At 28.0% G+C, this 23,367-nt stretch carries 25 protein-coding genes and 2 tRNA genes; 18 read left to right on the top strand and 9 right to left on the bottom strand.

All coding sequences use genetic code 11. The features are described from left to right. Window positions 1-56 precede the first annotated feature (56 nt). Entirely contained in the window at window positions 57-1,343 is a 1,287-nt protein-coding gene (locus ACJJVK_RS01965) for a citrate synthase (protein WP_215992985.1), read from the top strand. Window positions 1,344-1,418: 75 nt separating this feature from the next. Then, the gene (locus tag ACJJVK_RS01960) at window positions 1,419-2,333 is read left to right on the top strand and encodes a dimethylarginine dimethylaminohydrolase family protein (protein ID WP_405562604.1); all 915 of its coding nucleotides are present in this window, start codon (window positions 1,419-1,421) and stop codon (window positions 2,331-2,333) included. A gap of 6 nt (window positions 2,334-2,339) precedes the next feature. On the opposite strand, the gene ACJJVK_RS01955 is transcribed toward ACJJVK_RS01960, so the two are convergent. After that, complete coding sequence (locus ACJJVK_RS01955) at window positions 2,340-2,798, bottom strand: nuclear transport factor 2 family protein (RefSeq protein WP_405562602.1); 459 nt, start codon at window positions 2,796-2,798, stop codon at window positions 2,340-2,342. A gap of 142 nt (window positions 2,799-2,940) precedes the next feature. Here ACJJVK_RS01955 and ctlX point away from each other — a divergent pair, with 142 nt between their 5' ends. Together ctlX and ACJJVK_RS01945 are read left to right on the top strand one after the other, a co-directional pair. Next, window positions 2,941-3,882 (top strand): citrulline utilization hydrolase CtlX, encoded by a 942-nt coding sequence (gene ctlX, locus ACJJVK_RS01950; protein WP_405562599.1) that lies wholly within the window; start codon window positions 2,941-2,943, stop codon window positions 3,880-3,882. Between the two features lie 6 nt (window positions 3,883-3,888). Then, a complete protein-coding gene (locus tag ACJJVK_RS01945) occupies window positions 3,889-4,560 on the top strand; it encodes a PrsW family intramembrane metalloprotease (protein WP_405562597.1) in 672 nt (223 codons plus the stop codon). A gap of 33 nt (window positions 4,561-4,593) precedes the next feature. On the opposite strand, the gene pafA is transcribed toward ACJJVK_RS01945, so the two are convergent. Next, the gene (gene pafA / locus ACJJVK_RS01940) at window positions 4,594-6,231 is read right to left on the bottom strand and encodes an alkaline phosphatase PafA (RefSeq protein WP_405562594.1); all 1,638 of its coding nucleotides are present in this window, start codon (window positions 6,229-6,231) and stop codon (window positions 4,594-4,596) included. Window positions 6,232-6,340: 109 nt separating this feature from the next. Here pafA and ACJJVK_RS01935 point away from each other — a divergent pair, with 109 nt between their 5' ends. From ACJJVK_RS01935 to ACJJVK_RS01920, 4 genes are all read left to right on the top strand, one after another. After that, entirely contained in the window at window positions 6,341-7,081 is a 741-nt protein-coding gene (locus ACJJVK_RS01935) for an ABC transporter permease (RefSeq protein ID WP_215992991.1), read from the top strand. Next, a complete protein-coding gene (locus ACJJVK_RS01930; RefSeq protein ID WP_215992992.1) occupies window positions 7,082-7,849 on the top strand; it encodes an ABC transporter ATP-binding protein in 768 nt (255 codons plus the stop codon). It begins immediately after the preceding gene. A 63-nt stretch (window positions 7,850-7,912) separates the two neighbouring features. Then, window positions 7,913-7,985, top strand: a tRNA-Lys gene (locus ACJJVK_RS01925). Window positions 7,986-8,103: 118 nt separating this feature from the next. Continuing rightward, window positions 8,104-9,540, top strand: a complete 1,437-nt coding sequence (locus tag ACJJVK_RS01920) for a TIGR00341 family protein (protein ID WP_405562592.1) — start codon at window positions 8,104-8,106, stop codon at window positions 9,538-9,540. A 7-nt stretch (window positions 9,541-9,547) separates the two neighbouring features. On the opposite strand, the gene ACJJVK_RS01915 is transcribed toward ACJJVK_RS01920, so the two are convergent. The 6 genes from ACJJVK_RS01915 to ACJJVK_RS01890 form a co-directional block, all read right to left on the bottom strand. Further along, window positions 9,548-10,138 carry a SprT-like domain-containing protein gene (locus tag ACJJVK_RS01915; protein WP_405562589.1) on the bottom strand — a complete coding sequence of 197 codons (591 nt, stop codon included), beginning with the start codon at window positions 10,136-10,138 and terminating at the stop codon, window positions 9,548-9,550. A gap of 17 nt (window positions 10,139-10,155) precedes the next feature. Continuing rightward, the gene (locus tag ACJJVK_RS01910; RefSeq protein ID WP_215992995.1) at window positions 10,156-10,836 is read right to left on the bottom strand and encodes an SDR family oxidoreductase; all 681 of its coding nucleotides are present in this window, start codon (window positions 10,834-10,836) and stop codon (window positions 10,156-10,158) included. Window positions 10,837-11,133: 297 nt separating this feature from the next. Then, a complete protein-coding gene (locus tag ACJJVK_RS01905; protein ID WP_405562585.1) occupies window positions 11,134-12,753 on the bottom strand; it encodes a glycoside hydrolase family 30 protein in 1,620 nt (539 codons plus the stop codon). Window positions 12,754-12,997: 244 nt separating this feature from the next. Continuing rightward, a complete protein-coding gene (locus tag ACJJVK_RS01900; protein ID WP_405562582.1) occupies window positions 12,998-13,231 on the bottom strand; it encodes a hypothetical protein in 234 nt (77 codons plus the stop codon). 8 nt (window positions 13,232-13,239) lie between these two features. Further along, the gene (locus ACJJVK_RS01895) at window positions 13,240-13,848 is read right to left on the bottom strand and encodes a thiamine diphosphokinase (RefSeq protein ID WP_405562579.1); all 609 of its coding nucleotides are present in this window, start codon (window positions 13,846-13,848) and stop codon (window positions 13,240-13,242) included. Window positions 13,849-13,928: 80 nt separating this feature from the next. Further along, window positions 13,929-14,264, bottom strand: a complete 336-nt coding sequence (locus ACJJVK_RS01890; protein ID WP_215992999.1) for a MotA/TolQ/ExbB proton channel family protein — start codon at window positions 14,262-14,264, stop codon at window positions 13,929-13,931. Between the two features lie 205 nt (window positions 14,265-14,469). Between ACJJVK_RS01890 and ACJJVK_RS01885 the strand changes: the two genes are divergently transcribed. From ACJJVK_RS01885 to ACJJVK_RS01850, 8 genes are all read left to right on the top strand, one after another. Next, window positions 14,470-15,525, top strand: coding sequence for a sensor histidine kinase (locus ACJJVK_RS01885; RefSeq protein ID WP_405562576.1), 1,056 nt, complete (start codon window positions 14,470-14,472; stop codon window positions 15,523-15,525). Beyond that, window positions 15,515-16,201, top strand: a complete 687-nt coding sequence (locus ACJJVK_RS01880) for a LytR/AlgR family response regulator transcription factor (protein WP_405562573.1) — start codon at window positions 15,515-15,517, stop codon at window positions 16,199-16,201. The genes ACJJVK_RS01885 and ACJJVK_RS01880 overlap by 11 nt, the downstream gene beginning before the upstream one ends. Window positions 16,202-16,235: 34 nt before the next feature. Next, window positions 16,236-17,318 (top strand): diphosphomevalonate/mevalonate 3,5-bisphosphate decarboxylase family protein, encoded by a 1,083-nt coding sequence (locus ACJJVK_RS01875; protein WP_405562570.1) that lies wholly within the window; start codon window positions 16,236-16,238, stop codon window positions 17,316-17,318. Window positions 17,319-17,346: 28 nt separating this feature from the next. Further along, complete coding sequence (locus ACJJVK_RS01870; protein ID WP_405562568.1) at window positions 17,347-17,742, top strand: toxin-antitoxin system YwqK family antitoxin; 396 nt, start codon at window positions 17,347-17,349, stop codon at window positions 17,740-17,742. A 53-nt stretch (window positions 17,743-17,795) separates the two neighbouring features. Continuing rightward, window positions 17,796-18,722 (top strand): mevalonate kinase, encoded by a 927-nt coding sequence (locus ACJJVK_RS01865; protein WP_215993003.1) that lies wholly within the window; start codon window positions 17,796-17,798, stop codon window positions 18,720-18,722. A 10-nt stretch (window positions 18,723-18,732) separates the two neighbouring features. Continuing rightward, window positions 18,733-19,650 (top strand): geranylgeranylglycerol-phosphate geranylgeranyltransferase, encoded by a 918-nt coding sequence (locus tag ACJJVK_RS01860; RefSeq protein WP_405562566.1) that lies wholly within the window; start codon window positions 18,733-18,735, stop codon window positions 19,648-19,650. Window positions 19,651-19,765: 115 nt separating this feature from the next. Next, complete coding sequence (locus ACJJVK_RS01855) at window positions 19,766-20,599, top strand: pseudouridine synthase (RefSeq protein WP_405562564.1); 834 nt, start codon at window positions 19,766-19,768, stop codon at window positions 20,597-20,599. 70 nt (window positions 20,600-20,669) lie between these two features. Then, window positions 20,670-21,116 (top strand): DUF1569 domain-containing protein, encoded by a 447-nt coding sequence (locus ACJJVK_RS01850; RefSeq protein WP_405562562.1) that lies wholly within the window; start codon window positions 20,670-20,672, stop codon window positions 21,114-21,116. Window positions 21,117-21,161: 45 nt separating this feature from the next. Here ACJJVK_RS01850 and ACJJVK_RS01845 read toward each other — a convergent pair. Next, window positions 21,162-21,234: transfer RNA gene (locus ACJJVK_RS01845), tRNA-Phe, on the bottom strand. Between the two features lie 98 nt (window positions 21,235-21,332). Between ACJJVK_RS01845 and ACJJVK_RS01840 the strand changes: the two genes are divergently transcribed. Next, window positions 21,333-22,061 (top strand): type III pantothenate kinase, encoded by a 729-nt coding sequence (locus tag ACJJVK_RS01840; RefSeq protein WP_215993007.1) that lies wholly within the window; start codon window positions 21,333-21,335, stop codon window positions 22,059-22,061. Beyond that, window positions 22,058-23,362, top strand: coding sequence for a hypothetical protein (locus ACJJVK_RS01835; RefSeq protein WP_215993008.1), 1,305 nt, complete (start codon window positions 22,058-22,060; stop codon window positions 23,360-23,362). Before ACJJVK_RS01840 ends, ACJJVK_RS01835 begins: the two co-directional genes overlap by 4 nt. Window positions 23,363-23,367 lie beyond the last annotated feature (5 nt).

Here is a 23,367-nt window from a genome sequence, read left to right as displayed (position 1 = left end):
ATCTTTCAAAATCCTTTATATTTTGGTATATTCGCAAAAACAAAAATCATTACTAAATGTCAGAAACTGCTAAATTACAGATAGCCGATAAAACTTACGAGTTTCCATTAATTAAAGGAACAGAAGATGAAGTTGCAATTAATATTAAAACATTAAGAGGTGCAACTGATGGTGTAATTACAATAGACCCTGGTTATAAAAACACAGGTTCTTGTGAAAGCGCTATAACGTTTTTAGATGGAGAAAAAGGTATTTTAAGATATAGAGGTTATTCTATTGAAGAATTAGCAGAAAAAGCAGATTTTTTAGAAGTAGCTTATGCTTTAATATTTGGAGATTTACCAAATAAAGAACAATTAGAAAAATTTCACGCAGATATTAAAGAACACTCTTTAGTAGATGATGATGTGAGAAAGATTTTAGAAGCATTTCCAAAGAATGCTCATCCAATGGGTGTACTTTCTTCTTTAACGAGTGCATTAACAGCTTTTAATCCTGCTTCTGTAAATATAGAATCTAGAGAAGATATGTATAATGCAATCGTTAGAATTATGGGTAAATTCCCAGTTTTAGTTGGTTGGACAATGCGTAAGAAAAAAGGAATGCATTTAAACTATGGTAAAAAATCATTGGGCTATGTAGAAAACATTATGTATTTAATGTTTAAGCAACCAAATGAAGAGTTTAAAATGAACCCTGTAATAAAAAATGCTTTAGATAAATTATTAATTTTACATGCAGATCATGAACAAAACTGTTCTACATCTACAGTAAGAATTGTAGGTTCATCTCATGCAGGTTTATTCGCTTCTTTATCTGCAGGTATTTCTGCTCTTTGGGGGCCATTACATGGTGGTGCAAACCAAGCTGTATTAGAAATGTTAGAAGATATTAAAGCAGATGGTGGAGATACTAAAAAATATATGGCAAAAGCTAAAGATAAAAACGATCCTTTTCGTTTAATGGGCTTTGGTCATAGAGTTTATAAAAACTTCGATCCTAGAGCTAAGATTATTAAAGTTGCAGCAGATGAAGTTTTAAATGATTTAGGTGTTAATGATCCTATTTTAGATATTGCAAGAAGTTTAGAGCAAGAAGCATTAAACGATCCTTATTTTGTTGATAGAAAATTATACCCAAATGTAGATTTCTATTCTGGTATTATTTATAGAGCTATGGGTATTCCTGTAGAAATGTTTACTGTAATGTTTGCTTTAGGACGTTTACCAGGTTGGATTGCTCAATGGAAAGAAATGCGTCTTAAAAAAGAACCAATAGGTAGACCTCGTCAAATTTATACTGGTGAAACACAAAGACCTTTTGTTGAATGTGAAAAAAGATAATACTTAGTATTTATTTAATAAAAATTTAAAAGCTTCATAATTTAATTATGAAGCTTTTTTTATAGCTTTGATGCTATGATAAAATTAAATGTAAATAACGAAACGTCTAGATTAAGAGCAGTAGTTTTAGGAATAGCAAATAGCAATGGTAAAACACCTAAAGTTAAAGACTGTTATGACCCTAAGAGTATAGAACACGTTTTAGCAGGTACTTATCCTAGTGAGTCTGATATGATTCCAGAAATGGAAGAAGTTGCAGCTGTTTTTAAGAAATACGATGTAAAAGTATTTAGACCAAACGTTATCGAAAACTACAACCAAATTTTTTCTAGAGATATTGCGTTTGTAATAGAAGACAAATTAATAAAAGCTAATATTTTACCTGATAGAGAAAAAGAATATTTAGCAATACAGCATGTTTTAGATCAAATAAACCCAGATAATTTAATTCAGCTACCAGAAGAATGTCATGTAGAAGGAGGTGATGTTATGCCTTGGAATGATTATATATTTGTTGGTACTTATACAGGAGATGATTATCCAGATTATATTACAGCACGTACAAATTTAGAAGCTGTAAAAGAACTACAAAAAATATTTCCAAATAAAACAGTTAAATCTTTCGAATTAAGAAAGTCGAATACAATTGCTAAAGACAATGCACTTCATTTAGATTGCTGTTTTCAACCAATAGGAAAAAACAAAGCCATCATCCATAAAAATGGATTTTTAATAGAAGAAGAATACGACTGGTTAATAAATTTTTTCGGAAAAGAAAATGTTTTTGAAATTACTAAAGACGAAATGTATAACATGAATAGTAATGTGTTTTCTATTTCTGAAGAAGTAATTATTTCTGAGAAAAATTTTACAAGATTAAATACTTGGTTAAGATCAGAAGGTTTTATAGTAGAAGAAGTAAATTATTCAGAAATTGCTAAGCAAGAAGGGTTATTGCGTTGTTCTACAATGCCATTAATTAGAGATTAATTTAATTTACCATTTTGTTTTATCAACAGCCATTGTGTGATTGGCAATCAAGATACATTTACCATTTTTTTCAGAATAAGTTCTCATAAAATGATAAATTACTGGTTTAGCATCCTTAGTTTTTAGAACAACTGTAAAACCATTTACAATGCCTGTTTTGCCATAAATAACAGTAGATACACCCTCAGTAGTTCTAGAATAAGAGTATTTAATTTTATTTTTTAAATACCTTTTAGCTCTGTTAATAACAGCATCTTTATTGTCAATAGTTTTTGCGTTGTTATGTGTCCAAACAAAGTTTTTAGACAAGTTATTCTCAAAAAAATCAACATCAGAATTCAATTGTGCTTTTTCCCAAGCTAAATCTATTTGTTTTAAATTTTTGTTACTCAAACAACTTTCTTGTGCAGTTAAAGAGTTAAATGAAATCAAACAAAATAAGAATATGATTTTTAGAATTTTCATTCTGATTTTTAGTTATTTAGGTCAGTATCATAATAATGCCTACAATTTAAAATTTTCTAAGTTTAGACGCAAGTAAAATTATTTTAAAGTGATAAAATTATGTCATAAAAAAGCCTAATTTTACCCTTTTAATAAAATAGATATGCAACAAACTACAAATACAATCTTAATGGTTCGTCCTGTAAGTTTTAGGATGAATGAGCAAACTGCTGTAAATAATTATTACCAAGAAGAAATCGATTTAAAGAATTCAGAGATTAATAATAAAGCACAAAAAGAGTTTGATGAATATGTAGATGTTTTAAGAAGTTTTGGGGTAAATGTAGTTGTAGTTTCAGATAACGAAGAATTTGATACTCCAGATTCTATTTTTCCTAACAATTGGATTTCTTTTCATGCTGATGGTACTGTTGCAATATACCCAATGTTTGCGGAGAATAGACGTTTAGAAAGAAGAGAAGATATTCTAGAAGAGATAGAAAATCAAGGTTTTTTAATAGATAATATTGTTGATTATACAAGTGCAGAAGAAGATAATATTTTTCTAGAAGGCACAGGAAGTATGATTTTAGATCGAGAAAATAAAAAAGCATATTGTGCTTTATCTCCAAGAGCAGACGAAGAATTATTCATAGAATTTTGTGAAGATTTTGAGTATACACCTGTTATTTTTACAGCAAATCAAACAGTAAACAATACAAGAGAAGCAATATATCATACCAATGTTATGATGTGTGTTGCAGAAACTTTTGCAGTAGTTTGTCTTTCTTCTATAGATGATAAAAAAGAACGTAAAAACCTTTTAAAGCATTTAAAAGAAGATAAAAAACAAATTATTGATATTACAGAAGAACAAGTAACTCATTTTGCAGGTAATATGCTACAAGTTAAAGGCAAAAATAACGAACGATTTTTAGTAATGAGCCAAGCAGCAAATGATTGTTTAACAGACAGCCAAAGAGCTAAAATAAAAAATCATTGTAATATAATATCTAGTTCATTACATACCATAGAAACTTGTGGAGGAGGAAGTGCACGTTGTATGATGGCTGAAGTTTTTTTACCTAAAGCAATTAAAAATTAAAATAAAATGAAGTTATTACTACTTGCAGTTGCACCTGTAATGATTGTGGTTATTTTTATTTACCTAAAGGATAAATATGAAAAAGAACCCATTCATTTCTTAATTAAGAATTTTTTGTTAGGTGCAATTGTTAGTGTTTTTGTAACATTACTTTTAGGTGCTGTTGCCAATGCAATTTTTCCTGTAACAGATTACACAAATATTTTTCAGCAATTTGTAAAAGCATTTTTTGTAGTTGCTTTGGTAGAGGAGTTTTCTAAATATATTATTGTAAAATTTTATGCTCAAAAAAACAAAGAATTTAATGAACCTTTTGATGGTATTGTTTATGCAGTAATGGTTTCTATGGGTTTTGCAGCCTTAGAAAACATAATGTATGTATATCAATTTGGTTTTACAACAGGTTTGTTAAGAGCATTTACAGCTGTACCAGCACACGCAACTTTTGGTATTTTAATGGGCTATTTTATGGGGAAATCTAAGTTTTCTGATAAAAAAGTACAAAACAATTTAATAGGTTTAGTAGCAGCAACAATTTTTCATGGAGCTTACGACTTCTTTTTGTTTATTAATTTTATACCAGGTATGATAATAGGTGCAATATTGTCTTTACTAGTTGGAATTATTTTAGCAAATAAAGCCATAAAAAAACATCAATTAAGTTCTCATTTTAAATAGAACCTAATTGATGCTTAAAAAAATAATACTTTTTTATTTTAAAGCCTCTTCAACAATTTTTCCTGAGGATGAATTTGGAGCCTCTATTTTTAGTAAGTTGGCTATTGTAGGTGCAATATCTGTAATATTATAACGCTTTTTAGAAACACCTTTTTTAATTCCATTTCCATAAAAAAGTATAGGAACGTGAGTGTCATAAGAATAACCAGAACCATGAGATGTACCTGTTTTTCCACCAGTTAAAGTTGCAGGAAAAGGAATCATTAGCACATCACCAGAAAACTTTTGATTGTATCCATTTTGTAAAGAGTTCATAATTCCGTCAGAAAAATGAGAACTTTGTAATGTTTTTGCAGTTACAGCTTTATAAATGCCATCAAAATTTACAATTTCTTCAGCTATTTTTTCAGCTACCTTATTTTTATTTAAACCTAAAGACTCAATTTTCTTTTTATCCAAAAATACTTGATAGTTAGATACGTTTTCGATTAATTCTTTTGAGTTAAAATATTTTTGAGTAATTGATAAAATATCATCTCTAAATCGCTTTGTGTCTAAGTAATGAGCAGGAATTTTTAAAGATTGCAAATAAGCTGGTACATGAACGGCTGCATGATCTGCTGTTAAAAAAATTGTGTATTTGTCATTTCCAACTTGTTGGTCTAAAAAAGAAAATAGGTCAGCTAAATCTTTATCTAAACGTAAATAAGTATCTTCAATTTCTTTTGATGCAGGCCCAAATTGATGTCCAACATAATCTGTAGAAGAATAACTTACAGCTAAAAAATCAGTATGCGTATTTTTACCTAAATTTTCACCAATAATTGCAGCCTTAGCAAAATCTGTAGTAAAAGAATTTCCATTAGGTATTGCCTTTAAAATATCTAAATTCCCATTTTTTTCTTTAATTTCTGGAATATTATGAGGAAAAGTACTTGTAGATTCTCCTTTAAATTTTCCTTCAAAAATATTATCATCAACAATACTATTTGTATACGTTTCAATATTATATAAAGTTTCCCAAGGGGTTTTAACATAACTTTCAGCTTTATCAGAGTCATTAAAGTCTAAAACCCATTTAGGCAACTCATCAATATAAAAAGAAGACGAAATAAAATCACCTTTATCTTTACCATAATACCAATAAGCTGCATTTGCTGTATGACCTGCAGGTAAAATTGCAGATCTATCTTTTAAGGCAATACCTATGGTTTTACCATTCATGTTTTGTGCTAATTTTAATTGATCTGTAACAGTTGTAGAATACATTCTGTGTGGCGATTTTTTACCATCATTACTATCATTACCAATGGTTTTATAATTAGCATCATCTACACAATAAATAGATTTTTTTAAAAATTTATCATACCAATTGTTAGATATTATTCCGTGATTAGAAGGTGTTGTTCCTGTATAAATAGAAGAATGACCAACAGCTGTATAAGTAGGTATTAGGTTATAATGTGCATTTTCTAAAGAAAATCCATTATTTAATAATCTTTTAAAACCATTTTCAGAGTATCTATCATAAAATCGAGTTAAATAGTCATAGCGCATTTGATCTATTACAATTCCCACTACAAGTTTTGGTTTTGTTTGTTTTTTTTCTTTCACCTCACACCCAATAAAAAGTAGAAGGAAAAAAGTAAAAAACAGAATATTATTTTTCATAAAGAGTATATATGTTTATTTATTGCAAAAATAATTAATTTTTTATTTTGATTAGAGTAATTTTATATTGTCTAAATGTTATTTATTAATTTAGCATAAAATTTATTTTGTGAATTATATAGAGCATATTGGTAAATATTTTATAATGCTAAAGCAGGTTTTTAAAAAACCTCAGAAAGGCAGAATATTTTATGAATCTTTATTAAAAGAAATTGAAGAACTAGGTTTAAAATCTTTAGGGATCATCATGTTTATTTCTTTCTTTATTGGAGGTGTAATTGCTTTGCAAACCGCATTAAATATAGACAGTGCATTTATACCCAAATCTTTAATTGGTTTTGCCACTAAAAGGTCTATTATATTAGAGTTTGCACCTACTTTTTGTTCTATTATCTTAGCAGGTAAAGTAGGCTCATATATAACGTCTAGTATTGGTACTATGAGAGTTACAGAGCAAATAGATGCTTTAGATGTTATGGGTATAAACTCATTAAATCATTTAGTATTACCAAAAGTAATTGCAACAGTTTTCTTTTACCCTTTTTTAATTTTATTAGGAATGATGTTAGGCCTTTTTGGAGGATGGATTGCAGGAGTACTATCAGATTTATTTAGTGGTGTAGATTATATAGAAGGTTTACAAACAGAATTTAAACCGTTTTTAATTTTTTATGCAATGCTTAAAACTTTGGTTTTTGCCTTTCTAATTGCAACTGTACCATCTTACCATGGTTATTATGTAAAAGGTGGTTCTATTGCTGTTGGTAAAGCTAGTACACAATCTGTTGTTTGGACAACTATTTTAATAGTTATTGCAAATTATTTTTTAACTCAAATGATGCTTACATAAATGATAGAAGTTAAAAATTTACATAAAGGTTTTGGAGATGTAAAAGTTTTAAAAGGAATTACTACCTCTTTTCATCCAGGAAAAACAAGTCTAATTATTGGGCAAAGTGGTTCTGGAAAAACAGTTTTTCTAAAAACTTTAATTGGTTTGCATCAACCAGAAGAAGGCACAATTTCTTTTGATGGTAGAGTAAATACAGAATTTACAATTGAAGGGAAAAGACAATGGAGGCAAGAAATTGGTATGGTTTTTCAAGGAAGTGCTTTATTTGACTCTCAAACTGTAGAGGAAAATGTTATGTTTCCTTTAAAAATGTTTACCAAACAACCACTTTCAGAAATGTTAGATCGAGTAAATTTTGTTTTACAAAGGGTAAACTTAGATAACTCAAATAAAAAATTACCAGGAGAATTATCTGGAGGTATGCAAAAACGAGTTGCGATAGCAAGAGCAATTGTAATGAACCCAAAATATTTGTTTTGTGATGAACCAAATTCTGGTTTAGACCCTGAAACAGCAATAGTAATCGATAATTTGATACAAGAAATTACAGATGAATATAAAATTACAACTGTAATAAATACTCATGATATGAATTCTGTAATGGAAATTGGAGAAAAAATATTATTTCTTAAAAATGGAACAAAAGCATGGGAAGGAAGTAATAAAGAGATTTTTAAAACTGATAATGAGTCTGTTGTGAAATTTGTTTATTCTTCTAATTTATTCAAGAAAGTTAGAGAAGCATATTTAAATGAAATAAATTAAAAATAGATTTGTTTTATTGAAAATAACTTATATATTTGCACCCGCTAAAAGGAAAAAATAATTGACCTGGTAGCTCAGTTGGTAGAGCATCTCCCTTTTAAGGAGAGGGTCCTGGGTTCGAGCCCCAGCCCGGTCACAGAAAATTATAAAAACTCTGCAAAATTTTGCAGAGTTTTTTGTTTTTATATCTTTTTTATTAATATAAAAAATAATTCTACTTTTTTGTATCTTTCCAAAGTATTCAATTTATATCAATGCAAGAAAATTCGGAAAATAAATCAACTGAAAAAGAAAAAATAGCTAGCCCTTTAGAAAGTATAAGTAGTTTTTTAATGGAGCTTTTTGATTTTAGAGAAGATACAGATCATACAGCAACAATAGATGCAATTAAAGCAGATATCCCTTTTAAAGGAGCTACAGCTTGGATTTTAATTTTTGCAGTTTTTGTAGCTTCTATAGGTTTAAATGCAGATTCTACTGCTGTTGTTATTGGAGCCATGCTTATATCTCCATTAATGGGGCCTATTTTAGGTTTAGGAATGTCTTTTGCGTTAAATGATATAGATACATTTAAGAAATCTCTTTCCAATTTAGGTATTATGATTGGTTTGAGTCTTTTTGCTTCATTTATGTTTTTTTACTTTTTTCCTTTAAGTGAAGATACTTCTGAGTTATTAGGTAGAGTTAGTCCAGATATTAGAGATGTTTTAATAGCATTTTTTGGAGGTTTAGCATTAATGGTAGCAAGAACAAAAAAAGGGACAATAGCTTCTGTAATTTTTGGTGTTGCTATTGCAACAGCTTTAATGCCTCCTTTATGTACTGCAGGTTATGGTTTAGCAAAAGGTAATTTCCCTTACTTTTTTGGTGCTTTATATCTATTTACTATTAACACCATTTTTATTGCTTTAGCAGCATTTATAGTATTAAAAATGCTGAATTTTCCAATGCATAAATATGCAAATACAGCAAAAAGAAAAAGATATGCAACTATTGCAACTATTGTTGGTGTTGCAGTAATGATACCTGCAATATTTACTTTTTTAACTGTATTTAAAGAAAGTCAAATAAAGTTGCAAGTAAATTCTTTTGTTAAAAATGAAATTAAAGCTATAGATAACTTTCAGCTTATAGAAAATTCTTATGATGCTAATGAAAAAACACTAAAATTAAGTTTTTTTAATGAGGTTACTGAAGGAGAAAGAAATCTATTAAAAAATCAACTTAACAAACAAGAATATAGTAAAATAAAAGACTTTGCTATAAAAATAAAAGGAAGTGATACCAAAACTTTCGATTTAATTTCTTCTGCATACAAAGAAAACAGAGAAGAGTTGCAACAGAGTAAAAATATAATTGATGGTTTACAGAAAGAAATTACTGATTTAAAAGAAACCATTTCTACATTAAATAATAGAATAGAGCAAGATGCTTTAAATAAAAATCAAAATGTAGTTGCATTTAGTAGTATTGCTAAAGATGCAAAAATTAGATATTCTGATATTGAAGCTATAGGTTTTGCAAGTGTATTATCATCAAAAGATTTTATTAAAATAGATACAATTCCTGTGGCAACAATAAAATGGAATATGAGGTTGCCAGACAGTATTATATCACCTAAAGAAAGAGAATTAAGAAGCTGGCTTCAATCAGAAATGAAATTAGATACTTTATTTATTAAAAGAGAGTAAGCTAAATTTATTTCAACAACTCTATTTCTACATTCTGATTGAATAAATACACTCTTTTATTCGTAGTATTTAAGCATTCAATTCTTGTTCTTCGTTTATTACCTCGTTTGTAAACTACATTTTTAAAATTAAATAAACTACCAACAGGAATTTCGAATATAAAATGTTTACCTGTTTCTGGTTTGTTTTCTCTTAACGCTAAAGATAAATTCACATCAGAATCTGTACTTGCTTTAGGGTTTTTTAAATAATTAGCCAAATGATTTAACATGATAACAGGGTAAATATCAGGCCTTAAAAAGGGTAACATTAAATGCTGAAAAACAGTTTTCCATTCTTTTCCATGAGGTTGTACTCTTCCAAATTTTTGATGGGTAACATGGTGTGCAATTTCATGGACTAGAGTTAATAAAAATTGATGCTTATTAAGATTATTATTTACTGTAATTTGAAATTTACCATTGGGTAATTTTCTGAAATCGCCATGTTTTGTTTGACGTTGTTTTACGATAAATAAATCAAAAGAATGTTTATCAATTAAAAATTGAACAAAAGGAATTGCTTTTTGAGGTATGTAATTGTGGTAGCTATTACTCAATTTTAATTAAATTTCTTTTATGGTGTTGAGTTAGAAACTTGTAATACTTTACCATTATAAAATTGATTTCCTGTTAAAGAGAAATCAAAAATATAATTAGCCATTTCTGTAGCAGAAAGTGGTGCTTTATAATCAGGAAATGCTTCTGCTAACATTTCAGTTTGTACAGCACCTAAAGCCAAAACATTAAAAGCAATTTGTTGTTCTTTGTATTCTTCTGCTAATAATTCTGATAAAGTGATAACAGCTCCTTTAGCGGATGAATAAGCAGCTAAACCTGGAAATTTCATGCTTCCTTGAATTCCGCCCATAGAACTTATGGTAACAACATGGCTTCCTTTTTGTAAAAATGGAATTAAATTTTTAGTGATTTCTGCAACTCCAAAAACGTTCACTTTATAGACTTCTAAAAAATCTTCCGAAGTTAATTCTGTAAAAGGTTTATTGATTAATTTACCTGCGTTATTAATTAAAATATCAACTTGTTTCCAGTTGTTTTTAATAAAATTAGAAACTTTTTCTAAATCAGTACTGTTAGAAATATCAACAGAAAGTACTTTAATATTTTTATGGTTTTCTGTTTCTAAAGGTTTTGTATTTCTAGAAAGTGCTAACACATTATGGTTGTTATTTGCAAATAACTTTGCTAATTCAAAACCAATCCCTCTACTTGTACCAGTAATTACTACGTTTTTCATTTAAAATTGAAATATTTAAAGGAGCAATCTACTTAAATTTCCATACATTTAAGAATTAATATCAAACAAAAGAAGAAAACAATTTTATTTTTTACTGCATTTATTTTTATGCAAAATATAATCGGATAAACTACTTATATTTTATGTGATATATTCATTGATATGAAGTCTAGTAAGGTTAGTGCTGAAAAAACAATTTTAATAAACGAAAATAAATTATTAACCTTAAAGCGGTTTACATAATACTAAAAGGCAGGAATTTAATCGATTTTCATTTAATATAGAACAAGAATAGATTTATTTTGCACTTGGCTTCTTTTTTAATTCAATAGTTTGCATCGCTTTTTTTGTTATTGTAAAAATGTATGTTTCATCCTCAATTTTAAAAGATAATTCAGTTTCTTCATCATTATTATTGAAAACCACAATTGCAATAGAACCATCTGTATTTTTTGCAGCCGTATAAATTAATCCATCTGTTGTATTTCCATTTAAGTCAATTCTTACAGCATCTGGACGAATAAATTTACTAAAGTGACTTAATAAATAATACAAAGGCGTATAAATTACTTCATCCGTTTCTGGGTTTATTAAAATCGGAGCACTATTAAAATTATCATAAGGATTTGGTTGACCTTTATGGCTTAAAATACTACACCATTCTACATATCCTTGTGTACCATGATTTAAATCGGTAATAATATCATAAGCATACGTTTCAAAAGGAACAAAAGTACCTGCATAATCTGTACTTTCTCTAAAATACTGATTAACTGGTTCTTTTTCATCAATATCTATACTAGACTCTGTATGAATCATAGCTTTTTGAGGCCAATTTTTCTGTAATTTATCTAGTTCTTCAGCATAAAAATTATTTTCATTTAATTCAGAATTTGCGTACCAATGAAATCCTGTTCCCCAAGCATATTTTGCAGCTTCAGGATCAGAATATGTTGGATTTACGTAATCATTCATTACAGATTTATTATGATCGTAAATTAACACTTTAAGACCAGCGTTTAAATCGTCTGTATTAAGAAGACCATCTTTGACTAGTTGTGGCCCTAAATGATCTTTTAAAAAATCACGACCTTGTTCTGGTGTAAAACCATTACTGTCCCATCTTGCATCATGATAATGAAGTGGTTCATTCTGTGGGGTAATCGCCCAAATATTAATTCCTTTTTCCTTATATGCACTTACATATTTTGATAAATATTTTGCCCAAACAGGATAGTATTTAGGTAATAAACTACCATTTGTCATTGTACTTGTTTCACCAGATTTCATCCAAGAAGGAGGGCTCCATGGAGATGCAATTATTTTAAAATCTGCTCCAGGAATTTTAGAAGCTTCTAAAATCATAGGAATAAGATCGTAAGTAGCATCAACTAACTCAATGTTATTAACTTGTTTGTTTTCATCTCCAGAAAATCCTTTTAAATCTTCGTTTAAACTAAATGTTGATAAATCTTCATCACCTTCTTCTATGTAAGTGTAATGAGTGTTAGAATAATCGCTACTGTTTATATGAGTTCTAGTTAAAGAAAAGCCAGCACCTTCTGTTGGACTAAACATTTTGGTAAGTACCTCTTTACGAAGATTAACAGGAATTGCAGCTAAATTCCATGCAGAAGATTCTGTAAATGAAGCTCCAAAACCATAATATTTTTGAAATTCTTTATTAGGAAGTAATTCTAAAGTTACTTTTTTTATTTCTTTATCAGTTGTCTTAAGATTGTTGGTATTTATTAATTTTAGATTATCACCAGCATAAGAAGTTTGATATACTTGTGAGGTGTACTTGTATTCTTGATTGGTTTGTTTGGAGGAACATCCAGCCAAAACAAGAAACAATATTAAGAATGATAAACATACAATTTTAGGAAAATTAGTTTTACTAAGTTTTGATTGCATTTTAATTGTTTTAGGATAGTCGTTTAATTTTTTAGGATTACACTTTTTTGTTTTGTGTAATTTACTAGTATTTAAAGCTTGTTTATTTGCTAAATTTATCGAGCTAAAATAACTCTTTAAATTTTAGTTTCAAACAAAAATAGGTTTTGTGATTGCAGTAAATCTCAATTAAAATTAAAAATGATTAAGCCTTAATTTTATTTTAAGTTGTGTTGTTTTAACGGAATTTTAAAATAGTTTTATTTTATCCAATTTCTCCACGATGAGGTTTTAATGCATCTCTATAAATTTTCATGTCTTGTTCATCAACTGTAATAAAAGCAGAAAATAACATTTCATTTTTTTCTTGAATATCAATTTCATGAAAAGCTAAATTTTCAATCGTTGCAAATTCTTTTAAATGAATAGTATGATGTTTCGCAGTTTCTTTTGCATCAGGACCTCTAAAATCCCATAATAATTTTATTTTTCTATTCATAATTTATTTTATAAATGATTGATAAAAATGAATAATTCTCCATTTTTAAAGGTAATTTGTATATCGTTTTTGATTGCTTTATTTCTTGTGCCAATTCTTTTGCCAAAAATTAAATCTTCGTTATTTAATTGATATTGTAAACCTTCCGTTATAATATTTGTTGCTTTAGGAAAAGGGATTAAAGAAATGGTTTTGTTTATACAATTGGAAATACTGGTGTTTTTATCAGCTAAAAAATAACGACTATGATTATCGAAGAAAGTTAATTTTAATTTCTTTTTCCATTGAATTGCAGTGTTTAAATTGCCTAAGAAATGATCTTGTTCTTTGCCGCTTGCGCCATAAACATCTATCAAAAAAAAACCTTTATCAAATAAGATTTGAAGGATTTTATCAAAATCTGTAAAATCTTGATTTGGCGTGTGAATAACTTCAATATCTTTTGGTAGGTTTTCTAAAGAATCAAAATCGCCACTAATAAAATTGGGTTTAATATTGTTCTTTTCTAAAAATTGATAAGCGCCATCTGTTGCACAAATCATCTCGTAATCAGAAAATTCTGGAAGTATTTTTGGAGTTTCACCATTTAAAAGTAAAAAGACTTTTTTTTGTTTCATCAGAAGCAAAAATACAAACAAAAAAGCATCATTTCTAAATTTTAGAAATGATGCTTTTTAATGAAAAGAATAAATTGATTTTACTTTTTCATCGAAGTCAAAATAATAGTAAACAATTTTCCTATTAAAAAAATCACCATTCCAAAAGTAGGGGAAAGTAAGCCGATTTTAAATCCACCAGCTAAAACTTGAGGTGCAATATTATTTGCGTGAGATATATCGTCTAGAGCTCCTAACATACCAATTACAAAACCTAAAACTCCAAATACGAAGGAAAATAATGCTAAAGAATTAATGAGTTTGTGAGTTTTTTCTGTGTTATTTTTTAATCCTTTTGCAAATAAAATAATAATAACAATCATTAAAGTTAATAAAGGAACCATAAAAATTGGTCCACCATCCATAATAAAATTCATAATAAAGTTTTTTAAATTATGTTGCTAAAGTATTTGTTAAAGCTAAGCAATATTTAATAATGCGACCAGTAACCGATTTTTAAAAGGATTTAGCAGAAATTCTATAGAGATTCAAAAACAGCATTAATTTGGTAGAATAGGGGTTTAAAACTAAAATTCATCTATATTTAAAGTGTATAGAAATTAATAATAGTTACTTTGTAAGATGAAGCATCACATAAACCGAACGTTAAAAAAGATTCCTTTACACCTGTTGTTTTGGTTGGTGGTTTGGTTCTTTTTCTTTGTGTTTTTTAGTGTGGGTTCAGAGAATAAAAATTTTATTTTTTGGTTTTCTACAATTTTAAGCGTCATTACCATAGCTGCGTCTTATGTGGTTGTTTATCAATTAATTCCAGATTTTTTGCTCACAAAAAAATATAAATCATTTGTGTTATATGTTTTTTATGCACTTGTTTTTATAGCCTGTGCAGTATTAATGACAGTGGTTTTTGGCTTTGTGTTTTTCTACAATTTAGAGTTTCAGAAAATGCCAGGGTTAACTAAAAATTCAGGAGTAATTATAGTTTGTAGCTTGCTCATTATTGCACTTGCAGGCGGATTTAAAATTCTAAAACACAATTATCAATCTATTGAAGAAAAAAAAGCCTTAGAAAACAGATTTCTTCAAACGCAACTCGAACTAAAAGAACAAGAGTTGAGGTTTTTAAAGATGCAAATTCACCCACATTTTTTGTTCAATACATTAAATACCTTGTATGGTTTTGCTTTAAAAAAATCGGATCAAGCTCCAGAAATGATTTTAAAATTATCGAGTTTGTTAGATTATATTTTATATCAAGTAGAAAAACCTTTTGTATTTTTAAAGGATGAAATCAATCATATAGAAGATTACATAATGCTAGAAAAAAGTAGATTTCAAGATAGTGTAGAGATTGCTATTATTAAAGATAATTTTGATGATGCATTGCAGATACCACCTATGTTATTATTACCATTTGTAGAAAATGCATTTAAACATGGATCGCAAATTGATGGTAGATTAAAAGTGAATATTAGTTTACAGGTTGATGATAAATTTATATGTTTTAATGTCGAAAATTCAGCCAAACAAAAAGTCCATTCAAAAAAAGGAATTGGTTTGCAAAACATTAAAAAAAGATTTGACATGTTGTATGGTGAAGATGGTTTTTTAAAAATTTCTGAGGATGAAAATTTGTTTACCATCGATTTAAAAATACCCATAAAAAATGAAGCATAAAATGCGATGTGTTATTGTTGATGATGAACCAATGGCAAGAGAAATCTTAGCTTCTTACATAGAAAAAACTGCTAATTTACAATTAATAAAAAGTTGTAAAAATGCTTCAGAAGCCTTGGTTTTTATGCAAGATAACCAAGTTGATGTGTATTTTTTAGACATTAATATGCCAGAAATATCTGGTTTGAGCTTGGCAAAAATCATAAATAAAAAAGCACAAATTATTTTTACAACAGCTTATAGAGATTATGCTGTAGATGGTTTCGATTTAATGGCGGCAGATTATTTGTTAAAACCCATTTCTTATGATCGTTTTTTGGCAGCTGTAGAGAAAGTAAATCCTATAAAAGATTCAAAAAACAATAACCATTTTATGTTTGTAAGAGCAGACAGAAAAATGGTGAAAATTGATTTTGAATCCATTTTATATATCGAAAGTTTAAGCGATTATGTAAAAATATTTACATCAAAAAAGAGTATTATAACCAGAGAAACCATTTCTAATTTAGAGCAAAAATTAGAGGGTAAATCATTTATTAGAATTCATAGATCTTATATTGTTTCTATAGATAAAATTACATCTTACACCAACGAATTTATTGAAATTGATAAAAAAGCCCTGCCCATAAGTAGGAGTTATAAAGAAAGCGTTTTGCAAAAATTAGCAGAAGTGTAGTTGAAACTTTATCTTTGTCATAAATTTTCAGACCTTGAATACAGATCAATTTTTAGTAAAATCAGATTTAAAATTTATTGACAAAACCAGTTATACTTGGCAAACGCCAAGCAACATTGCTTTGGTAAAATATTGGGGAAAAAGCAATCCGCAAATACCAAAAAATGCATCCATTAGTTTTACGCTAAACAATTGTCATACTATAACTACAATAGAATTTGAACGAAAACTGACCAAAGACAGACGTGTTATTTTTGATTTGTTTTTCGAGGGCAAAGAAAAAGAAGAATTTAAACCAAAAATTGCAGAATTCTTTAAAAGAATTCAAGAATATTGTCCTTATATTTTTGATTATAAAATGACAATTAATTCAGAGAATTCTTTTCCGCATTCAAGTGGAATAGCTTCTTCTGCAAGCGGTTTAAGTGCTATTGCAAGATGTTTATTAAGTTTAGAAAGTAAAATTATTTCAGGATTGTCTGAGGAATATATCAACAAAAAAGCATCTTTTTTAGCAAGGTTAGGTTCTGGATCTGCAAGTAGAAGTATAGAAGGCCCTTTAGTTGTTTGGGGAAAACATCCAGAAATTGAAGGAAGTTCAGATTTATTTGGAGTGCAATTCCCATATCAAGTACATCCGATTTTTGAGAATTATCAAGATGCCATTTTATTGGTAGATAAAGGCGAAAAACAAGTGTCAAGTACAGTTGGGCATAACTTAATGCACAATCATCCTTATGCAGAAATTCGTTTTGTACAAGCCAATGAAAATTTGGGTAAGATGTCTAAAATACTTCAAGAAGGAAACCTAAAAGAGTTTATCAATTTAGTAGAAAGTGAAGCTTTAACATTGCATGCTATGATGTTGACCAGCAATCCGTATTTTATTCTGATGAAACCCAATACTTTAGAAATTATCAATAAAATTTGGGAATATCGAAAAGAACAAAACAGTAATATTTGTTTTACACTAGATGCTGGTGCAAACGTACATGTTTTATATCCTTTTAAAGAAAAAGAAAACGTGAATCAATTTATTGAAAATGAGCTTTCTAAATTCTGTCAGAAAAATCATTATATTTGTGATGCTGTTGGTTTTGGAGCAAAAATGATCTAAAATTGAAGTAGTAAAAACATAACGTATTATGAGAGGTTCAACTTTAATTTTAGGATTCATAGTTATTTTTTTAACATCATCTTTTACAGTTCAAGAAACGGTTTGGTTAGATAAAAACTTAAAAGTTACAAGTCAGGCAAAAGCTGTTTATTACAAAATAGGAAATAAAAGAGATGGTAGTGTTTCATATTTTTATAAAAGCAAAACCGTTTACAGAAAAACTTATTTTGTTGATGGTAAATTGGATGGAAAATTTAATGAATATTATGCTTCTGGAAACTTAAAAGTAGATGGAAAGTATAAAAACGGAACAAAAGACGGCAATTGGAAAACGTATTATAAAAACGGAAAAATAAAATCTAAGGGAAGATATAAAGATGGAGAAAAAGTGGGGATTTGGAAATTTTTCTACAAAAATGATTGATAATCTTACTTTTAGATATTAATTCGTATTTTTGTACTTTAATTGAAAAAGAAATGAAAGGACCCTTATTTTATGCTAAAATTCTACTTTTTGGAGAATATGGAATTATAAAAGATTCTAAAGGTTTAGCAATTCCTTACAATACCTATAGAGGTGCTTTAAAAACTTCAGAAAATTTAGAAGGTATTTCTAAAACTTCTAATCAAAACTTATATAAATATTACGATTATATTTCTAATTTAAAATCAGATTTAGTTACATTTAATGTAAATGAATTTAAATCAGATTTAGAAAACGGAATGTATTTTGACTCTTCCATTCCACAAGGCTATGGAGTAGGTAGTTCTGGTGCTTTAGTTGCTTCTATTTATGATAAATATGCAAATGATAAAATTACAGTTTTAGAGAATTTAACCAGAGAAAAACTACTAAAATTGAAAGCTGTTTTTTCTTTAATGGAATCTTTTTTTCACGGAAACAGTTCTGGTTTAGATCCTTTAAATTCTTATTTAAGCTTACCAATTTTAATAAATTCTAAAGAAAATATAGAGCCAGCAGGTATTCCGTCTCAAAAAGAAGGAAAAGGGGCTGTTTTTCTATTAGATTCTGAGCAAGCAGGAGAAACTGAACCAATGGTTAACATTTTTATGAATAAGATGAAAAACGAAGGTTTTAGAAAAATGTTAAGCGAAGAATTTTCAATACATACAGATGCTTGTATAGAAGATTTTTTACAAGGAAATGTAAAATCTTTGTTTAGCAATGTTAAAAGCTTGTCTAAAGTTGTGCTTAAAAACTTTAAACCAATGATTCCTGATGCTTTTCATAAAGTATGGGCAAAAGGGATTAGCACAAATGATTATTATTTAAAACTTTGTGGTTCTGGTGGTGGAGGTTATATTTTAGGATTTACTCAAGATTATGAAAAAGCACAAAAAAGTTTAGAAAATTATAAATTAGAATTGGTATATAGATTCTAAAAAAGCATTTATGAGTGCTTCAAAAACAAAAACTTTTTTTAAAAAAATATTCAGCTTATTATCAGTTGTAAGAGGTTATAATATTTTAGTATTGATTTTTGCTCAATACTTAGCATCTATTTTTATATTTTCATCTCAAGAGTCAGCTACCTCTGTTTTTTTTGATTTACATCTATTTTATATAGTCATTGCTACAGTTTGTGTAGTTGCTTCTGGTTATATCATCAACAATTTTTATGACAGTCAAGTAGATAGAATTAATAGACCTGTAAAAGCTGGTTTAGATAATTATATTAAACAAGAAACTAAATTATCACTTTATTTTACTTTAAACTTTATAGGTTTTGTATTTGGTTTTTTAGTTTCTTGGAAAGCCGCTTTATTTTTTGCAATTTATATTTTTGCCATTTGGTTTTATTCTCACAATTTAAAGAAACATCCTTTTAGAGGGTTGTTAGCAGCAACAATACTTACAATTTTACCTTTTTTTGCCATTTTTGTGTATTATAAAAATTTCTCAAAAATTATTTTTGTGCACGCTGTTTTCTTGTTTTTAGTAATTATGCTCAGAGAATTAATTAAAGAATTAGAGAATTTAACAGGTGCAATTGCAAATAATTATAAAACTTTTACGGTTTCTTATGGAGAGAAGATTACGAAAAAACTATGTTTTGCACTTCTCTTTTTAACTATTTTTCCTGTTGTAATTTTGTTTAGTTATCCTGAATTGAGTTATATGAAATATTATTTTTATTTTGCTTTAATAACTTTAATTTTTGTGGGTTTTTATCTTTTAAAATCAACTAAAAGAAGTCAATATAGATTTTTACACAACATTTTAAAATTATTACTTCTTGTAGGTGTTTTTTGTTTGGTATTTATTGATACTTCTTTAATTATTGAAAAAGTGATAGATAAATTGAATTAACCTTTATCTTTTCAATTTTATATTTAAACCAAAGTAATAAAATTGGTTTTAGCTTTATTATTAGGATTTTAGGTTTCGAGATATTCTTTATTTACCTTTGCAAAAATTTTAAAAAATGAATTCAAATAAAAACTCGTCGCGAAGACGACAAGAGGGAAAAAAAAGTACTCCTCTAAACAGAAAAAGTGCTAAAAAAGAGTACAAAAAAATAAAACCTACTCAAAAATCTGATGAAACTTCTGGGGTTCGTCTTAATAAATACATTGCAAATTCTGGTATTTGTTCACGTAGAGAAGCAGATACATATATAGAACATGGTAGTGTAGAGGTAAATGGAAAACTAGTAACAGAAATGGGTTACAAAGTACAACCAAATGATGTTGTTCGTTTTGATGGTACTGCAATTTCGCCAGAACAAAAGAAATATATTTTACTAAATAAGCCAAAGAATTACATTACTACTATGGATGACGATCGTGGTCGTAAAACAGTAATGGAGTTGATTGCAAATGCTTCTAAAGAAAGAATTTATCCTGTAGGTAGATTAGATAGGAATACAACAGGTTTATTGTTATTTACTAATGATGGTGATTTAGCCAAAAAGTTAACCCATCCTAAACACAATGTTCGCAAACTTTATCATGCTTCTTTAGATAGAAAATTAGAATTAAAAGATTTAGAGAAACTTAGGGGAGAAGTAATTATTGAGGGGAGAAAAGTTTTTATTGATGCTGTTTCTTATGTAAATGGAGAACCAAAAACAGAAATTGGTATAGAAATTCATTCTGGTAGAAACAGAATTGTTCGTAAAATATTTGAACACGTAGGTTACAAAGTAAATAAACTAGATAGAGTAATTTTTGCTGAATTAACTAAGAAAAATTTACCAAGAGGTAGATGGAGAGAATTAACTAATTTGGAGTTAGTGAATCTTCAAAAAATGCAATAGTCTTTTTATTAAAATCCAGCTTTTAGCTGGATTTTTTCTTATATTTAAAATAATATAATTAGAATAAATTATGCATAAAGAATTGAAGCTAATAGAAGATTACCTGATTCATTTTGATAAAGAAAATTCAAAGATTTCTAAAGCTAATGTTGGTTGGCACTTAGACCATTCGTTAAAAGTTGTAAATAGTGTTTCAGAGTTTTTAATTAATTCAGATCCTAAAGCTTATAAAAAAACATTCAGTTTTTCTAGGGTTATAACTTTTGCATTAGGTATTTTTCCAAGAGGTAAGGTGCAAGCTCCTAAAAGAGTATTGCCTCCAGAATCTATTTTAAAGAAAGATTTAGTAGATCAGATAGAATTAGTGAAAATAAATTTAAAGTTACTTGAAAATATAGAAAACAATAAATATTTTGTGCATCCAATTTTTAAACAATTGAATAAAAAGCAAGCTTTGCAGTTTTTAAAGATTCATACAAATCATCATTTAAAAATTGTAAAAGATATTTTAAATTAAATTTTAAACATAAAAAAAACCCAAACATAAGTTTGGGTTTTTAAGTGGTACCTCCAGGAATCGAACCAGGGACACAAGGATTTTCAGTCCTTTGCTCTACCAACTGAGCTAAGGTACCATTGCCTTAGCGGATGCAAATATAATATGTTTTTTTACATCTCCTACAAAAAAATGAAAAAAATCTATTGTATTTTTGAATTTATATAAAAAACAAAAATGAATCTGATTATTGATATTGGTAACACTCGAGTAAAAGTAGCTGTTTTTGAGCATGATAAAGTTATTGAATTGCTCGTTTTTAATAAAAATAGGATTATATCCGAAGTAAAAAAAATATTAAAAAAATTTCAAATTGATGAAGCAATTATGTCTTCAGTATCATCAATCTCATTAAAAAAGACAGAAAAACTCCAAGAATTAGTTTCGTTAACGTTAATTTCATCAGCAATAAAAACACCTTTTAAGAATTTATATAGAACTCCAGAAACTTTAGGTGTAGATAGAATTGCGTTGGTTTTTGGTGCAGTGATAAAATATCCAGTACAAAATATCTTAATTATTGATGCAGGAACATGTATTACTTTCGATTTTGTAAACAAAGAAAATGAATATTTAGGAGGTGCAATCTCTCCAGGAATACAGATGAGATATAAATCTTTACATCAACTTACAGCAAAGTTACCCTTGTTAGAGACAAATATACCTGATAATTTTATTGGAAATAGTACAAAAGAAAGTATTAATTCTGGTGTTGTAAATGGTGTAATTCAAGAAATTGAGGGCGTAATACAACAATACAAAAAGAAATATTTACATTTAACAGTCGTTTTAACAGGTGGCGACACAAATTTCTTGTCAAAACAATTAAAAAGTAGCATATTTGCCAATCAAAATTTTCTCCTAGAAGGATTAAATGAAATATTGATTTTTAACAAAAACAAATGATTAGAAACATTGTAATAATTGTTTTACTTTTTACTTCTTTGACTTTTATGGGACAAAGAACAAGTTCTTCCCCATATTCTTATTTTGGTATTGGAGATGAGTTTAGTGCTACTACAGTAGAGCAAAGCTCAATGGGGGGTATTGGTGTTGCTTTTAGCCATTACAAATATTTAAACTTTACAAATCCTGCGGCTTATGCTAATTTAAGGTACACAACTTACGGATTTGGATTGTTAAACAACGATTTAACAATAAAAAGTGGAGATGTTAAACAAAGTAGTACTTCTACAAGTTTGTCTTATATAGCTTTAGCTTTTCCAATAGGTAAAACAGCAGGTTTTTCTTTTGGACTACAACCAATTTCTTCTGTTGGATATTCTTTATCTAATAGTACTGTAGATGCAGATGGTAATACTACAGAAATTTCTTTGTTTGAAGGAAATGGTGGTGTAAATAGATTTCATGCAGCTTTTGGTATTAAAATTTATAAAGGTTTATCTCTAGGTATTGAAGGTGATTACAATTTTGGAAATATTGAAAATAGTATTACCAATCAAATTGCAAATGTATCATTAGCTACAAAATATAAAGAGGATACAGAAATTAAAGGATTGTCTGTTAAGTTGGGTGCACAATATGAACATAAATTAAAAAATAATTTAATTTTAAATGCAGGTGCTAGTGTTAAATTAGGTAATGACATAGATGTTACAGGAGAGAGTTTAATCTATAGTTTAACACTTACTAATACAGGTGGTGAGTTTATTAGAGATACTCTTGCAGATCAAAATGGTGATAAAATAACAGCCATTGATGGTAGTTTTAAATTACCAATTAATACTACAATTGGTATTGGTGTAGGAGAATTAGATAAATGGTATGCAGGTTTAGAGTATGAAAATCAAGATGCAATTACTACTTCTGGTTTATTAGCAAATACTACAGGTGCATATAGATATGGTAATTCTAACAGGTTATCTTTAGGAGGTTTTTATTTGCCTAAAATTAATTCTATTTCAAGTTATTGGAACAGAGTAACCTATAGAGCAGGAGTTAGCTATAAAAATACTGGTTTATTGGTTGATGGTTCAGGGAATAATTCAAATTTTACAGAGATAAATGACTTTGGCATGTCTTTTGGTCTAGGTATACCACTGAAACAATTATCTACAGTAAATGTTGGGTTTGAGTTTGGTAAAAGAGGAACCACTGAAAATAATTTAATACAAGAAAATTATTTTAATTTTAGATTAAGTTTATCTTTGACAGACAATTGGTTCGTAAAAAGGAAAATAGATTAACAAAA

The organism is Polaribacter sp. Asnod6-C07, assembly GCF_045063625.1.
GTDB classification, from domain to species: Bacteria; Bacteroidota; Bacteroidia; order Flavobacteriales; family Flavobacteriaceae; genus Polaribacter; species Polaribacter vadi_A.
Note: the sequence above shows the minus strand (reverse complement) of the source record. Positions and strands in the feature narration are given on the sequence as shown.

What these genes read in the sequence shown, in the direction of transcription:
- ACJJVK_RS01865 (WP_215993003.1), top strand. Translation starts at nt 17,796, where the DNA reads ATGAAAGGACCCTTATTTTATGCTAAAATTCTACTTTTTGGAGAATAT.
- ACJJVK_RS01835 (WP_215993008.1), top strand. Translation starts at nt 22,058, where the DNA reads ATGATTAGAAACATTGTAATAATTGTTTTACTTTTTACTTCTTTGACT.
- ACJJVK_RS01960 (WP_405562604.1), top strand. Translation starts at nt 1,419, where the DNA reads ATGATAAAATTAAATGTAAATAACGAAACGTCTAGATTAAGAGCAGTA.
- ACJJVK_RS01880 (WP_405562573.1), top strand. Translation starts at nt 15,515, where the DNA reads ATGAAGCATAAAATGCGATGTGTTATTGTTGATGATGAACCAATGGCA.
- ACJJVK_RS01860 (WP_405562566.1), top strand. Translation starts at nt 18,733, where the DNA reads ATGAGTGCTTCAAAAACAAAAACTTTTTTTAAAAAAATATTCAGCTTA.
- ctlX (WP_405562599.1), top strand. Translation starts at nt 2,941, where the DNA reads ATGCAACAAACTACAAATACAATCTTAATGGTTCGTCCTGTAAGTTTT.
- ACJJVK_RS01900 (WP_405562582.1), bottom strand. Translation starts at nt 13,231, where the DNA reads ATGAATAGAAAAATAAAATTATTATGGGATTTTAGAGGTCCTGATGCA.
- ACJJVK_RS01905 (WP_405562585.1), bottom strand. Translation starts at nt 12,753, where the DNA reads ATGCAATCAAAACTTAGTAAAACTAATTTTCCTAAAATTGTATGTTTA.
- ACJJVK_RS01895 (WP_405562579.1), bottom strand. Translation starts at nt 13,848, where the DNA reads ATGAAACAAAAAAAAGTCTTTTTACTTTTAAATGGTGAAACTCCAAAA.
- ACJJVK_RS01965 (WP_215992985.1), top strand. Translation starts at nt 57, where the DNA reads ATGTCAGAAACTGCTAAATTACAGATAGCCGATAAAACTTACGAGTTT.
- ACJJVK_RS01910 (WP_215992995.1), bottom strand. Translation starts at nt 10,836, where the DNA reads ATGAAAAACGTAGTAATTACTGGTACAAGTAGAGGGATTGGTTTTGAA.
- ACJJVK_RS01885 (WP_405562576.1), top strand. Translation starts at nt 14,470, where the DNA reads ATGAAGCATCACATAAACCGAACGTTAAAAAAGATTCCTTTACACCTG.
- ACJJVK_RS01890 (WP_215992999.1), bottom strand. Translation starts at nt 14,264, where the DNA reads ATGAATTTTATTATGGATGGTGGACCAATTTTTATGGTTCCTTTATTA.
- ACJJVK_RS01930 (WP_215992992.1), top strand. Translation starts at nt 7,082, where the DNA reads ATGATAGAAGTTAAAAATTTACATAAAGGTTTTGGAGATGTAAAAGTT.
- ACJJVK_RS01955 (WP_405562602.1), bottom strand. Translation starts at nt 2,798, where the DNA reads ATGAAAATTCTAAAAATCATATTCTTATTTTGTTTGATTTCATTTAAC.
- ACJJVK_RS01920 (WP_405562592.1), top strand. Translation starts at nt 8,104, where the DNA reads ATGCAAGAAAATTCGGAAAATAAATCAACTGAAAAAGAAAAAATAGCT.
- ACJJVK_RS01945 (WP_405562597.1), top strand. Translation starts at nt 3,889, where the DNA reads ATGAAGTTATTACTACTTGCAGTTGCACCTGTAATGATTGTGGTTATT.
- ACJJVK_RS01840 (WP_215993007.1), top strand. Translation starts at nt 21,333, where the DNA reads ATGAATCTGATTATTGATATTGGTAACACTCGAGTAAAAGTAGCTGTT.
- ACJJVK_RS01870 (WP_405562568.1), top strand. Translation starts at nt 17,347, where the DNA reads ATGAGAGGTTCAACTTTAATTTTAGGATTCATAGTTATTTTTTTAACA.
- ACJJVK_RS01855 (WP_405562564.1), top strand. Translation starts at nt 19,766, where the DNA reads ATGAATTCAAATAAAAACTCGTCGCGAAGACGACAAGAGGGAAAAAAA.
- pafA (WP_405562594.1), bottom strand. Translation starts at nt 6,231, where the DNA reads ATGAAAAATAATATTCTGTTTTTTACTTTTTTCCTTCTACTTTTTATT.
- ACJJVK_RS01850 (WP_405562562.1), top strand. Translation starts at nt 20,670, where the DNA reads ATGCATAAAGAATTGAAGCTAATAGAAGATTACCTGATTCATTTTGAT.